The 12,780-nt window shown below is 69.7% G+C and carries 11 protein-coding genes and 2 tRNA genes; 5 read left to right on the top strand and 8 right to left on the bottom strand.

All coding sequences use genetic code 11. The features are described 5' to 3' along the window. Positions 1-4 precede the first annotated feature (4 nt). A complete protein-coding gene (locus tag AU196_RS03165) occupies positions 5-985 on the bottom strand; it encodes an NAD(P)H-dependent glycerol-3-phosphate dehydrogenase (RefSeq protein ID WP_197415694.1) in 981 nt (326 codons plus the stop codon). Between the two features lie 94 nt (positions 986-1,079). Here AU196_RS03165 and cofC point away from each other — a divergent pair, with 94 nt between their 5' ends. The 3 genes from cofC to mutT1 are packed head-to-tail and all read left to right on the top strand — an operon-like array spanning position 1,080 to position 4,958. Then, positions 1,080-1,736 (top strand): 2-phospho-L-lactate guanylyltransferase, encoded by a 657-nt coding sequence (gene cofC / locus AU196_RS03160; protein ID WP_059093636.1) that lies wholly within the window; start codon positions 1,080-1,082, stop codon positions 1,734-1,736. 52 nt (positions 1,737-1,788) lie between these two features. Beyond that, the gene (locus AU196_RS03155) at positions 1,789-3,960 is read left to right on the top strand and encodes an RNA degradosome polyphosphate kinase (RefSeq protein ID WP_059093721.1); all 2,172 of its coding nucleotides are present in this window, start codon (positions 1,789-1,791) and stop codon (positions 3,958-3,960) included. A 56-nt stretch (positions 3,961-4,016) separates the two neighbouring features. Then, the gene (gene mutT1, locus AU196_RS03150) at positions 4,017-4,958 is read left to right on the top strand and encodes an 8-oxo-(d)GTP phosphatase MutT1 (RefSeq protein ID WP_059093635.1); all 942 of its coding nucleotides are present in this window, start codon (positions 4,017-4,019) and stop codon (positions 4,956-4,958) included. 57 nt (positions 4,959-5,015) lie between these two features. On the opposite strand, the gene AU196_RS03145 is transcribed toward mutT1, so the two are convergent. The 3 genes from AU196_RS03145 to leuC form a co-directional block, all read right to left on the bottom strand. After that, positions 5,016-5,696, bottom strand: coding sequence for an HU family DNA-binding protein (locus tag AU196_RS03145; RefSeq protein ID WP_059093634.1), 681 nt, complete (start codon positions 5,694-5,696; stop codon positions 5,016-5,018). Positions 5,697-5,899: 203 nt separating this feature from the next. Beyond that, a complete protein-coding gene (leuD, locus tag AU196_RS03140) occupies positions 5,900-6,493 on the bottom strand; it encodes a 3-isopropylmalate dehydratase small subunit (protein ID WP_059093633.1) in 594 nt (197 codons plus the stop codon). A gap of 13 nt (positions 6,494-6,506) precedes the next feature. Continuing rightward, a complete protein-coding gene (gene leuC, locus AU196_RS03135; RefSeq protein ID WP_059093632.1) occupies positions 6,507-7,952 on the bottom strand; it encodes a 3-isopropylmalate dehydratase large subunit in 1,446 nt (481 codons plus the stop codon). A gap of 76 nt (positions 7,953-8,028) precedes the next feature. Here leuC and AU196_RS03130 point away from each other — a divergent pair, with 76 nt between their 5' ends. Next, entirely contained in the window at positions 8,029-8,730 is a 702-nt protein-coding gene (locus tag AU196_RS03130) for an IclR family transcriptional regulator (protein ID WP_059093631.1), read from the top strand. Positions 8,731-8,815: 85 nt separating this feature from the next. On the opposite strand, the gene AU196_RS03125 is transcribed toward AU196_RS03130, so the two are convergent. From AU196_RS03125 to AU196_RS03110, 4 genes are all read right to left on the bottom strand, one after another. Next, positions 8,816-8,888, bottom strand: a tRNA-Glu gene (locus AU196_RS03125). Between the two features lie 95 nt (positions 8,889-8,983). Further along, positions 8,984-9,055: transfer RNA gene (locus AU196_RS03120), tRNA-Gln, on the bottom strand. A 147-nt stretch (positions 9,056-9,202) separates the two neighbouring features. After that, positions 9,203-10,675 carry a glutamate--tRNA ligase gene (gene gltX, locus AU196_RS03115; protein WP_059093630.1) on the bottom strand — a complete coding sequence of 491 codons (1,473 nt, stop codon included), beginning with the start codon at positions 10,673-10,675 and terminating at the stop codon, positions 9,203-9,205. Further along, complete coding sequence (locus AU196_RS03110; protein ID WP_059093629.1) at positions 10,672-11,457, bottom strand: fumarylacetoacetate hydrolase family protein; 786 nt, start codon at positions 11,455-11,457, stop codon at positions 10,672-10,674. The genes gltX and AU196_RS03110 overlap by 4 nt, the downstream gene beginning before the upstream one ends. A gap of 108 nt (positions 11,458-11,565) precedes the next feature. Between AU196_RS03110 and AU196_RS03105 the strand changes: the two genes are divergently transcribed. Then, the gene (locus tag AU196_RS03105; protein WP_059093628.1) at positions 11,566-12,759 is read left to right on the top strand and encodes an MFS transporter; all 1,194 of its coding nucleotides are present in this window, start codon (positions 11,566-11,568) and stop codon (positions 12,757-12,759) included. The last annotated feature ends 21 nt before the right edge of the window (positions 12,760-12,780 follow it).

The following is a 12,780-nucleotide window of genomic DNA, read 5'->3' as shown; positions in this document are numbered from 1 at the left end:
TGCGCTACTCCGGTTTGGTGCTGCGCCCGAGCAGCAGCACGACGGCTTCGTCCACGGAAAGTCCCTTGTGGCAGACGCGGTTCACCGCGTCGGTGAGGGGCATCTCGACGTCGTAGCTGTCGGCCAGCGCCAGCACCGATCGGCACGAGGTGACGCCCTCGGCCACATGTCCGCCCGCCGCGCGCAGCGCCGACTCCATGGTGCCGCCCCGACCCAGCCGTTCGCCGAAGGTGCGGTTGCGCGACTGCGTCGAGGTGCAGGTCGCGACGAGGTCACCGACGCCGGCCAGTCCGGCCAGCGTCGCCGGTTTGGCGCCCAGCGCGATCCCGAGCCGCATGATCTCGGCCAGGCCGCGCGTGATGATCGCCGCGACGGTGTTCTCCCCCAGTCCGACACCGACGGCCATCCCGCAGGCCAGGGCGATGACGTTCTTGCACGCGCCGCCGATCTCGGCACCGACCACGTCGGCGTTGGTGTAGGGCCGCAGGTAACCGGTGGCGAGCGCGCGTTGCAGGGCGACCGCGCGGCCGCTGTCGCTGCACGCGACGACGGTCGCGGCGGGCTGTTCGTCGGCGATCTCGCTGGCCAGGTTCGGGCCGGTCACCACCGCGACGCGGGACCAGTCCGCGCCGGTGACCTGGACGATCACCTGGCTCATCCGCATGAGCGTGTCCAGTTCGATGCCCTTGGCGAGGCTCACGAGCGTGGCGTCGTCGTTGATCAGGCCCTTCCACTGCTCGAGGTTGTTCCGCAGGCTCTGCGCCGGAACACCCAGCACCACCGTGCAGGCCCCGGCGAGGGCCTCGGCCGCGTCGGCGGTGGCGCGGATCGAGGCGGGCAGGTCGACCTCGGGGAGGTAGCCGCTGTTGCGATGGGTCTCGTTGATCTCCGCGGCGACCTCCGGTCGCCTCGCCCACAGCGTCACCGAGTTCCCCGCGTCGGCGAGGACTTTGGCCAGCGCCGTCCCCCACGCACCGGAACCCATCACCGCCGCCGTCACCACGCGTTCACCCTAGCGCGCAGCCGCGTGGGCCCCGACGGCGTCGGCCGAACAACCGCGGTGCTGGCAGGATGGCGCCATGCGCGGCACGACAAGCAACGGCGCCGCCGCGTCCGGCACCGACGTGGCGGTGGTCGTCGCCGTCAAACGCCTCGCCGCCGCCAAGACCAGGCTGGCGCCGATCTTCGCCCCCCGGGATCGCGAGACGGTGGTGCTGGCGATGCTGGTCGACACCGTCGCGGCGGCCGCGGCGGTCGCGTCGGTCACCGTCGTCACTCCCGATCCCGCCGCCGCGGACGCCGCCCGCGCGCTCGGCGCGCAGGTGCTCGACGATCCGACCCCGGCCGGCCATCCCGACCCGCTCAACAACGCGTTACGTGCCGCCGAGGCGGTCGTCCGCACGGTGAGCCCGAATGTCGTTGCCTTGCAGGGTGATCTGCCCGCGCTGCGGGCTCGGGAGCTGAGCGAGGCGATCGCCGCCGCGCGGGCCCGGCCCCGCAGCTTCGTCGGGGACCGGCACGGCACCGGCACGTCGGCGCTGTTCGCCTTCGGCGTTCCGCTGGATCCTCGGTTCGGTCCCGATTCGGCGGAGCGGCACCGCCGTTCGGGTGCGGTCGAGCTGACCGGCTCGTGGCCGGGCCTGCGCTACGACATCGACACCCCCGACGATCTCCTGGCGGCCCGCCGCCTCGGTGTCGGGACGCAGACCGCGCGCGCGGTCGGCGCCCGAAGGTGAACATTCGCGTACGCGGTGGCAGGACGGCAGCGACATAGGGGAGGATCGGGCCATGACCGAAGCCGAGGCCGCGATCCGCGCGGAGGGCACCATAGAGAGCACCGACCGGGCGCCGGGAGATTCCACCCCGGAAGCGCCGCCGGCGGCGACGTCCCCCGCCATCGACAACGCCCTGCCCGAGGACCGCTACCTCAACCGCGAACTGAGCTGGCTCGACTTCAACGCCCGGGTCCTGGCGCTGGCCGCGGATCCGAGCCTGCCCCTGCTGGAACGCGCCAAGTTCCTCGCGATCTTCGCGTCCAACCTCGACGAGTTCTACATGGTGCGCGTCGCCGGTCTCAAACGCCGCGACGAGATGGGGCTGTCGGTGCGTTCGGCCGACGGGCTGTCGCCGCGTGAGCAGTTGCGCAGGATCAGCGAGCGCACCCAGCAGATCGCGTCGCGCCATGCGCGGGTGTTCCTCGACGCGGTGCGCCCCGCGCTGGCCGACGAGGGCATCGTCATCGTCACCTGGTCCGAACTCGACGAGGCCGAACGCGCGCAGCTGTCGACGTACTTCCACGAACAGGTCTTCCCGGTGCTGACCCCGCTGGCCGTCGACCCCGCCCACCCGTTCCCGTTCGTCAGCGGCCTGTCGCTGAACCTGGCGATCACCGTCCGCCAGCCCGAGGACGGCGGACAGCACTTCGCGCGAATCAAGGTGCCCGACAACGTCGACCGGTTCGTCCGGCTCGGGGTGCGCGGCGACAGCGGTGAGGTGGTGCGGTTCCTTCCGATGGAGGAGCTGATCGCCGCGTTCCTGCCGGTGCTGTTCCCCGGCCTCGAGATCGTCGAGCACCACGCCTTCCGGATCACCCGCAACGCGGACTTCGAGGTGGAGGAGGACCGCGACGAGGACCTGCTGCAGGCGCTGGAGCGCGAGCTCGCCCGCCGGCGGTTCGGTTCGCCGGTGCGCCTCGAGGTCTCCGACGACATGACCGAGAGCATGCTCGAACTGCTGTTGCGGGAACTGGACGTGAATCCGGGCGATGTCGTCGAGGTGCCGGGGCTGCTCGACCTCTCCGCGCTGTGGCAGATCTACGCCGTCGACCGTCCGGCGCTCAAGGACCGGCCGTTCGTGCCCGCCACCCCACCGGCTTTCGGTGAACGCGAGACGCCGAAGAGCATCTTCGCCACGCTGCGCGACGGCGACGTGCTGGTGCACCACCCGTACGATTCGTTCTCCACGACCGTGCAGCGGTTCATCGAACAGGCCGCGGCCGATCCGAACGTGCTCGCCATCAAGCAGACGCTGTACCGCACCTCGGGCGACTCCCCGATCGTCAACGCGCTCATCGACGCCGCCGAGGCCGGTAAACAGGTGGTGGCGCTCGTCGAGATCAAGGCGCGGTTCGACGAACAGGCCAACATCAAGTGGGCACGCGCACTGGAACAGGCCGGCGTCCACGTGGTGTACGGGTTGATCGGGCTCAAGACCCACTGCAAGACAGCGCTCGTCGTGCGCCGTGAAGGGTCGATGATCCGGCGCTACTGCCACATCGGGACCGGTAACTACAATCCGAAGACCGCCCGCCTGTACGAGGACGTCGGGTTGCTCACCGCCGCACCGGACATCGGCGCCGATCTGACCGACCTGTTCAACTCGCTGACCGGGTACTCCCGCAAGGTCGCCTACCGCAACCTGCTGGTGGCGCCGCACGGGGTTCGCCGGGGCATCATCGAGCGCATCGAGCGGGAGGTGGCCGCCTCCCGCGGCGGCGCCGAGGGCCGGATCCGCCTCAAGGCCAACGCGTTGGTCGACGAGCAGGTCATCGACGCGCTCTACCGCGCATCGCAGGCCGGTGTCCGGGTCGAGGTGGTGGTGCGCGGAATCTGCGCCCTGCGACCCGGTGCGCCGGGCTTCTCGGACGACATCGTGGTCCGCTCGATTCTGGGCCGGTTCCTGGAGCATTCGCGGGTGATCCACTTCCGGGCCATCGACGAGTATTGGATCGGCAGCGCGGACATGATGCATCGCAATCTCGACCGTCGCGTCGAGGTGATGGCTCAGGTGAAGGACCCCCGGCTGACCGCACAACTCGACGACGTGTTCGAGTCGGCGATGGACCCGGCGACCCGCTGCTGGGAACTCGGCCCCGACGGACACTGGTCGGCGTCGCCACGCGAGGGTGAGACCGTGCGCGACCACCAGGTGTCGCTGATGCAGCGTCATCGCCACCCGTGACGCGCCGTGCGACCCTGGGCACCCCCGCGGGCCCGCGATGACCTGCAGGAGTTGAGTTGTCCAAGACGAAGTCGACGAATGCCGTTGCCTCGCCTGCCAAATCCGTGCTCGCGGCGGGTGCGGTGCTGTGGCGGCCAGGCGGGGACGGGTCGTCTCCCGAAATCGCCGTCATCCACCGCCCGCGCTACGACGACTGGTCGCTGCCCAAGGGGAAGGTCGATCCCGGGGAGACCGAACCGGTCACCGCCGTGCGTGAGGTGCACGAGGAGACCGGTTACTCGTGCGTTCTCGGCCGTCGACTGGCGTCGGTGAGCTATCCCCTCGAGGAGGGCGTCAAGAAGGTCCGCTACTGGGCGGCGCACGCCGTCGACGGGGCCTTCTCCCCCAACGACGAAGTCGACGAGTTGGTGTGGCTGCCGGTGCGGGAGGCGATCACCCGACTGGGCTACCCCCATGATCGAAAAGTGCTGCGCCGGTTCACGAAGGTGCCGCCGGACACCCGGACGGTGCTCGTGGTGCGGCATGCGACGGCGGGAAGCAAGTCGCGCTACCGCGGCGACGACCGCAAGCGGCCGCTGGACAAGCACGGCCGCGCACAGGCCGAGTCGTTGGTCGGTCAGCTACTGGCGTTCGGGGCCGACCGGCTTCACGCGGCCGACCGGACCCGCTGTGAGCAGACCATCGAGCCGTTGGCCCAGGAACTCGGTGAGACGGTGCACCCGGAACCGGCGCTGACCGAAGAGGCCTACGCCGAGGACAAGAAGGCGGCGCGCCGGCGCGTCCTGGAGATCGCCGCCGAGGCGGGCGAGGCGGGGCACACACCGGTGATCTGCTCGCAGGGCAAGGTGATTCCCGACCTGATCGAGTGGTGGTGCAACCACGACGGGGTCCGGCCCGACAAGTCCCGTAACCGCAAGGGCAGCACGTGGGTGCTGTCGTTGGCCGGAGGGCGACTGGTCGCCGCCGACCACATCGGCAGCCCGTTGGCCCTCAGGTAGACGCCGGAACCGCCGCGGGTCGTCGCGACCCGCGGCGGTTCGGCGTCACTCGAAGGATTACTTGCGGCCCTTCTTCGCCGGCGCCTTGCGGGCCGGTGCCTTGCTGGCCGTCTTCTTGGCGGCGGTGGCCTTCTTGGCGGGAGCCTTGGCGGCGGCCTTCTTGGCCGGTGCCTTGGTCGCAGCCTTCTTGGCCGGTGTCGCCTTCTTGGCCGCGGCGGTCGTCTTCTTCGCCGGCGCCGACTTCTTGGCGGCGGCCGTCGTCGTCTTCTTGGCCGCGGTCTTCTTGGCCGGTGCCGTCTTCTTGGCGGCAGCGGTCGTCTTCTTCGCCGGCGCCGACTTCTTGGCGGCGGCCGTCGTCTTCTTCGCTGCGGTCTTCTTGGCGGGCGCCTTCTTCGCGGTACGCTTCGCCGGGCCGGCAGCCACACCGCGCTTGACGGCGGGGCCTTCGGACGCGAGCTTCTGTGTGCCGGAGACGATCGCCTTGAATTGGGCACCCGGCCGGAACGCGGGCACCGAGGTCGGCTTGACCTTCACCGTCTCACCCGTGCGGGGGTTGCGTGCGACGCGCGCTGCGCGCCGGCGCTGTTCGAAGACGCCGAAACCGGTGATGGTCACGCTGTCACCCTTGTGCACCGCACGCACGATGGTGTCCACGACGTTCTCGACCGCGGCGGTGGCTTGCCGACGGTCGGTGCCCATTTTGGTTGTCAGTGCGTCGATAAGCTCCGCTTTGTTCATGCAAAACCTCCGAGACCAGTGGTCCTTCTTGGACCGACTAGTGGACACGGTAAACCCACTGACCACTGATTTCCAAGAGCCACGCGCAGTTTCGGCGGGCGTTGGCGAACTTTTCGGCAATCCGGTTGGCCCCCTTGGGGTCCTGCCGGGGTGCCGGGAAAAGGATGCGGAAGCGGTGATTTCGGGTCGGCCGGAGGCCCGGATCAGGCCGGCAGAGTGCGCGGTTTCCAGCTCGGCCTGCGCCGCTCGTAATCCTCGATCTCGGTCTGTTTCCGCAGCGTAAGGCCTATATCGTCGAGCCCCTCGAGCAGTCGCCAGGCCGTGTAGTCGTCAATCTTGAACGGCACCATGACCGTTCCCGCGATGATGTTCCGATCTTGAAGATTGACAGTGATTTCCAGTCCCGGATTCTGCTCGATCAGCTTCCACAAAAGTTCAACGTCATTTTGGTCGACCTCGGCGGCCAGCAGGCCGGCCTTACCCGCATTCCCGCGGAAGATGTCGGCGAACCGTGACGAGATGACGACCCGGAAGCCGTAGTCCATCAGCGCCCACACCGCGTGCTCGCGGGAGGAACCCGTCCCGAAATCCGGCCCCGCGACCAGAACTGACCCGCGGTCGAACGGCGGCAGGTTGAGCACGAACGAGGGGTCGTTGCGCCACGCGGCGAACAGACCGTCCTCGAAACCGGTTCTGGTGACTCGCTTCAGATACACGGCGGGGATGATCTGGTCGGTGTCGACGTTCGACCGACGCAGGGGCACGCCGATCCCGGTGTGGGTGCGAAAGGCTTCCATCGCGAGTTCTCCTTCAGCGAGCGGGGACGGCGGACAGGTCCGCAGGGGATGACAGGGTGCCGCGGACCGCGGTGGCGGCGGCCACCGCCGGGGAGACCAGATGGGTCCGCCCGCCTTTGCCCTGGCGCCCCTCGAAGTTGCGGTTTGACGTCGACGCGCAGCGCTGCCCCGGGGAGAGCTGATCGGGGTTCATGCCCAGGCACATCGAGCAACCCGCCTGCCGCCACTCGGCCCCGGCCTCGGTGAAGATCCGGTCGAGCCCTTCGCTTTCGGCCTGCGCGCGGACCCGCATCGAACCGGGCACCACGAGCATCCGGACGCCGTCGGCCACGCTGCGGCCCCGCAGGACCTCGGCCACCACGCGCAGATCCTCGATGCGGCCGTTGGTGCACGATCCGACGAACACGGTGTCGACCGCGACGTCGCGCATCGCGGTGCCGGCCTCGAGACCCATGTACGTCAAGGCCTTTTCCGCCGCCTGCCGCTCACCCTCGTCCACGATCAAGTCGGGGTCGGGCACCGCCCCGGACAGCGGCACACCCTGCCCCGGGTTGGTGCCCCACGTCACGAACGGGCTCAGATCGGCCGCATCCAGGTGGACCTCGGTGTCGAATTCGGCTCCGGGGTCGGTGCGCAACTGCCGCCACGCCTCCACCGCCGCATCCCAGTCGGCGCCGGTGGGCGCGTGTGGGCGGCCGCGCAGGAACTCGAAGGTGACGTCGTCGGGGGCCACCATGCCCGCCCGCGCGCCGGCCTCGATGCTCATGTTGCAGATCGTCATCCGGCCCTCCATCGACAGCGATTCGATGGCGCTGCCGCGGTATTCGATGACGTGGCCCTGTCCGCCGCCGGTGCCGATCTTGGCGATGACGGCCAGGATGATGTCCTTCGCGCTCACCCCGGGCGGGAGTTCCCCGTCGACGTTGACCGCCATCGTCTTGAACGGCCGCAGCGGCAGCGTCTGCGTCGCCAGCACGTGTTCCACCTCGGAGGTGCCGATGCCCATCGCCAGGGCGCCGAACGCGCCGTGGGTCGAGGTGTGGCTGTCACCGCAGACGACGGTCATCCCCGGCTGCGTGAGACCCAGCTGGGGACCGATGATGTGCACGATGCCCTGTTCGGCGTCACCCATCGGATGCAGCCGGATCCCGAACTCGGCGCAGTTGCGCCGCAGCGTCTCCACCTGGGTGCGCGAGACCGGGTCGGCGATCGGCTTGTCGATGTCGACCGTCGGCACGTTGTGGTCTTCGGTGGCGATGGTGAGATCCGGCCGCCGCACCGGCCGGTTCGCCAGGCGCAGACCGTCGAACGCCTGTGGGCTGGTCACCTCGTGGACGAGGTGCAGGTCGATGTAGATCAGATCCGGTTCGCGCGCGGCACCCTCGCCGGTGCCGTGGGCGACGACGTGGTCGGCCCACACCTTCTCGGCCATGGTGCGCGGTGTGGCGGGCTGTGCCATTACCTTCTCGATTCTCGATACGCGGCCTGCGACGTAGCGCTGGCAATCTCACATTTCGGGACGATAGTATCTCCCTGTGAGACAGGATAGCGGCATCGGCGTGCTGGACAAAGCCGTGGGCGTACTGCATACCGTGGCGGAGTCGCCCTGTGCCCTGGCGGAACTGTGCGAGCGCACGGGGCTGCCCCGGGCGACGGCGCACCGGCTGGCCGCGGGCCTGGAGACCCATCGGCTGCTGGCCCGCGACGCGGACGGGCGGTGGCGGCTCGGTCCGGCCCTGACCGAACTGGCGGGCCAGGTCAACGACCCGCTGCTGGCCGCGGGGGCGGTGATCCTGCCGCGCCTGCGAGAGATCACCGGGGAGAGCGTGCAGCTCTACCGGCGCGAGGGCACCGCGCGGATCTGCATCGCGGCCCTGGAACCGCCCGCGGGACTGCGGGATACGGTGCCCGTCGGCACCCGGTTGCCCATGACGGCGGGATCGGGCGCCAAGGTGCTGCTCGCGTTCGCCGACACCGCCACCCAGCAGGCGGTGCTGCCGGACGCCCTGTTCACCGAACGCACGCTGGCGGAGGTGCGCAAGCGCGGTTGGGCGCAGAGCGCCGCCGAACGCGAGCCCGGGGTCGCCAGCGTCTCGGCGCCGGTGCGCGACGGTAAGGGGGCCGTGGTGGCGGCCATCTCGGTGTCCGGTCCGATCGACCGGATGGGGCGCCGCCCGGGCGCGCGGTGGGCCGCCGATCTGCTCGCCGCCGCCGACGCCCTCACCCGTCGGCTGTAGAGCGTGACGGAGATCTCGCCGCGGCGGCTCGCGCCCTGAGACGACGACGGCGCCCGACTCCGAAGAGCCGGGCGCCGTGATCTTGTACCCCCGATGGGATTCGAACCCACGCTACCGCCGTGAGAGGGCGGCGTCCTAGGCCGCTAGACGACGGGGGCTAGAACTTTCGGTTGGTCAGCATAGCTCAGCCGAACAACGCTGACCTAATCGCCTGCAGAGCCTGGAAAGCCCTTCGCGCAGGCGGGCGAACCAGCTGGGGTACCAGGACTCGAACCTAGAATGGCTGAACCAGAATCAGCTGTGTTGCCAATTACACCATACCCCATTGGCTGCTCATCACCGCTGGTCACGAGCATTTTCGGAGCGCTTGCGCGGTGAGGATCGCCCCCGCGCATCGTTCCGGCGCCGACGTGCACACTACCAAAGATTTCGGGGTGCTTTCGCCACGCCCGCCCCCGGACCCACCCCGGGGCTAGACAGCCGCGGCCGCACGCTCGCGCCCGGCCCGCAGGCGGGCGAGGCTGCGATCGCGCCCGAGCAACTCCAGCGACTCGAACAGCGGCGGGCTGACCGAGGCCCCCGTGGCGGCGACGCGGATCGGCCCGAACGCCTTGCGCGGCTTGAGTTCGAGATCGTCCAGCAGCGCCTTCTTGAGCGCCTCCTCGATCGCGGCGGTCGTCCACGGCCCGACACCCTCGAGGCCCGCGAGCGCGGCGTCGAGCACCTGCACCGCGTCGGCCTTGAGTTCCTTGCCCGCCGCCTTCTCGTCGAGGACGAAGGCGCCCTCGTCGAGGAACTTCAGCAGACCCCACGCGTCGCCGAGCACGACGATCCGGGTCTGCACCAGCCGGGCGGCCTCGGCGAACCGGGCGTCGTCGAGACCGGTGTCGTGCCCGTGGACGGCGAAATAGGCCTTCAGGCGGGCGGTGAACTCGTCCTCGGACAGCATCCGAATGTGTTCGGCGTTGAGCGCATCGGCCTTCTTCTGGTCGAACCGCGCGGGATTGGAGTTCACGTCGGCGACGTCGAAGGCGGCCACCATCTCGTCCAGGCTGAACACGTCGCGGTCGTCGGCGATACCCCATCCGAGCAGCGCCAGGTAATTGAGCAGACCCTCCGGGATGAACCCCCGGTCACGGTGCAGGAACAGGTTCGACTGCGGATCCCGTTTGGACAGCTTCTTGTTGCCGTCGCCGAGCACGCTCGGCAGGTGGGCGAACTCCGGCACCCCGTCGGCCACCCCGATGCGGATCAGCGCCTCGTACAACGCGATCTGACGGGGCGTGGACGGCAGCAGATCCTCTCCCCGCAGCACGTGGGTGATCCTCATCAGCGCGTCGTCGACCGGATTGACCAACGTGTAGAGCGGTTCACCGTTGCCGCGGGTGAGCGCGAAGTCGGGGATCGTCCCCGCCCCGAAGGTGGTCTCCCCGCGCACCAGGTCCCGCCAGGTGACGTCGTGATCGGGCATCCGCAGGCGGATCACCGGATTGCGGCCCTCGGCGCGGTGGGCGGCCCGCTGCTCGTCGGTGAGGTCGCGGTCGAAGTTGTCGTAGCCCAGTTTCGGATTGCGCCCCGCGGCGAGGTGGCGCGCCTCCACCTCCTCGGCGGTCGAGTAGGCCTCGTAGGCCTCCCCTGCCTCGACCAGGCGGGTGATCACGTCGCGGTAGACGTCGCGCCGCTGCGACTGGCGGTACGGCGCGTAGGGCCCGCCGACGTCGGGCCCTTCGTCGTAATTCAGCCCGAGCCAGCTGAGCGCGTCGAGGATCGCCCGGTAGCTCTCCTCGCTGTCGCGCGCCGAATCGGTGTCCTCGATGCGGAACACGAACGTGCCGCCGGTGTGCCGGGCGTACGCCCAGTTGAACAGCGCGGTGCGGATCAGACCGACGTGCGGAGTGCCCGTCGGCGAAGGACAGAATCGGACGCGGACGCCCTTATCGCTCATCGTTTTCCTTTTCGCACAACGGGATTGGTGAGAGTCCCGATGTTCTCGACGGTGACCGAGACGGTGTCGCCGTCCTCGATCGGGGATACGCCTTCCGGGGTGCCGGTGAGGATGAGATCCCCGGGAAGCAGGGTCATCACGGCCGAGATCCACTCCACGATCGCCCCGACGTCGTGCAGCATCATCGACGTCCGGGTGAGCTGACGGGTCTCTCCGTTGACCTCGGTGCGCAGCTCGAGGTCCGACGGGTCCAGGTCGGTGACGATCCACGGACCCACCGGACAGAACGTGTCGTGCCCCTTGGCGCGGGTCCACTGACCGTCCTGCTGCTGCTGATCGCGCGCCGACACGTCGTTGGCGATCGTGTAGCCGAGGATGTTCTCGGCCACCCGCGCGGCGGGCACGTCCTTGCACGGGCGCCCGATGACGACGGCCAGCTCCCCCTCGAAATGCACGGGACTGGCGTTGGCCGGCAATTGGATCGGGATGTTGGGACCGATGATGGAGGTGTTCGGTTTGAGGAAGATCACCGGATCGGGGAAGTGTCCGCCGCCCATCTCCTCGATGTGGGCGGCGTAGTTCTTCCCGATGCACACCACCTTGCTGGCCAGGATGGGCGCCAGCAGCCGGACGTCGGCCAGCGGCCACGACCGCCCGGTGAAGGTGGGCGTGCCGAAGGGATGTTCGGCGATCTCCTTCACGACCGCGGCGGGGTCGTCGGGGGTGCCCTCGACGCCGACGAAGGCGACCCCGTCGGGACTGGCGATTCGACCAAGGCGCATGGCTGCCAGCCTAGTGTCCGCCGCGCGCACCCAGTCGGGCCATGTGCATGTGTCCATATGGTGAGACGTGAGTTCAAATAGGTGGGATTGGCGTGCCACCATGGACGAATGACCCCACCGGTGATCGGCACAGCGCGCCGCTGGTCGATGCTGGCCCTGGGCGTCGCCGCGACGATGTGCGCCAACGTCTTCATCTACGGCGCCGCATTCCTGATTCCGACCCTGCACGCCGAGCGCGGCCTCGATCTCGCGCTGGCGGGCCTGATGGCGTCGATGCCGAGTTTCGGCATGGTCGTCACCCTGATCGCGTGGGGCTACGTCGTCGACCGGGTCGGCGAACGTTTCGTGCTGACGGTGGGCTCGGGACTCACGGCGGCCGCCGCGTTCGCCGCGGCCGCGGTCGATTCGCTTCCGGCCGTGGGCGCACTGCTGTTCCTCGGGGGGATGGCCGCCGCGGGCAGCAACTCGGCCAGCGGCCGCCTGGTGGTCGGATGGTTCGCACCGCAGCAGCGTGGCCTCGTGATGGGGATCAGGCAGGCGTCGATTCCACTCGGTGTCGGCCTCGGGGCCTTGGTGATTCCGCCGGTCGCCCAGGACCACGGCGTCGCGGCGGCGCTGCTGTTCCCGGCGGTCGTCTGCGCGGCGTCGGCGGTTCTGTGTCTGGTCGGCGTCCTCGATCCACCGCGGCCGCCGCGCGCGGAGGCGGCGGCCGAAGTCCTCGCCAACCCGTACCGGGGCGGCGCGGTGCTGTGGCGGATCCACGCCGTCTCGGTCCTGCTCGTCGTGCCGCAGGCGGTGGTGTGGACGTTCACCCTCGTGTGGCTGATGTCGGAGCGGGGATGGCCGGCGACCTCGGCGGGGGCGCTGGTGACCCTCGCCCAGATCCTGGGCGCGGGCGGCAGGATCGGCGCGGGCCATCTGTCCGACCGGGTCGGCGACCGGTTGCGCCCGATCCGCTGGATCGCCTGCGCGGCCGCGGCGGTGATGGCCCTGGTCGCGCTCACCGACGCGTTGGGGTCACCGCTGAGCGTCGCGCTGATGGTGGTCGCCTCGGTGGTCACGGTGTCCGACAACGGTTTGGCGTTCACCGCCATCGCCGAGATCGCGGGGCCGTTCTGGAGCGGACGCGCCCTGGGTGCGCAGAACACGAGTCAGCATCTGGCGTCGGCCGCGTCCGCCCCGGTGTTCGGCGGGCTGATCGGGGTGTTCGGCTACCCGGTGGCGTTCGCGCTGCTGGCGGTGCTGCCGCTGTTCGCCCTGCCGCTCGTGCCGGTCGGACGGGAGGTCCACCACCGGCCGTGACGGGTGCGCTAGGTTGACGAC

The organism is Mycobacterium sp. IS-1742 (assembly GCF_001500125.1).
Taxonomy (GTDB): domain Bacteria; phylum Actinomycetota; class Actinomycetes; order Mycobacteriales; family Mycobacteriaceae; genus Mycobacterium.
This window is presented reverse-complemented; position numbering and strand designations above follow the sequence as displayed.

Bases quoted from the DNA above. Each gene is read 5' to 3' on its own strand.
- AU196_RS03165 (WP_197415694.1), bottom strand. From the start codon at position 985: ATGGGTTCCGGTGCGTGGGGGACGGCGCTGGCCAAAGTCCTCGCCGAC.
- AU196_RS03155 (WP_059093721.1), top strand. From the start codon at position 1,789: ATGACCGAAGCCGAGGCCGCGATCCGCGCGGAGGGCACCATAGAGAGC.
- leuD (WP_059093633.1), bottom strand. From the start codon at position 6,493: ATGGAAGCCTTTCGCACCCACACCGGGATCGGCGTGCCCCTGCGTCGG.
- AU196_RS03105 (WP_059093628.1), top strand. From the start codon at position 11,566: ATGACCCCACCGGTGATCGGCACAGCGCGCCGCTGGTCGATGCTGGCC.
- AU196_RS03145 (WP_059093634.1), bottom strand. From the start codon at position 5,696: ATGAACAAAGCGGAGCTTATCGACGCACTGACAACCAAAATGGGCACC.
- cofC (WP_059093636.1), top strand. From the start codon at position 1,080: ATGCGCGGCACGACAAGCAACGGCGCCGCCGCGTCCGGCACCGACGTG.
- gltX (WP_059093630.1), bottom strand. From the start codon at position 10,675: ATGAGCGATAAGGGCGTCCGCGTCCGATTCTGTCCTTCGCCGACGGGC.
- AU196_RS03110 (WP_059093629.1), bottom strand. From the start codon at position 11,457: ATGCGCCTTGGTCGAATCGCCAGTCCCGACGGGGTCGCCTTCGTCGGC.
- leuC (WP_059093632.1), bottom strand. From the start codon at position 7,952: ATGGCACAGCCCGCCACACCGCGCACCATGGCCGAGAAGGTGTGGGCC.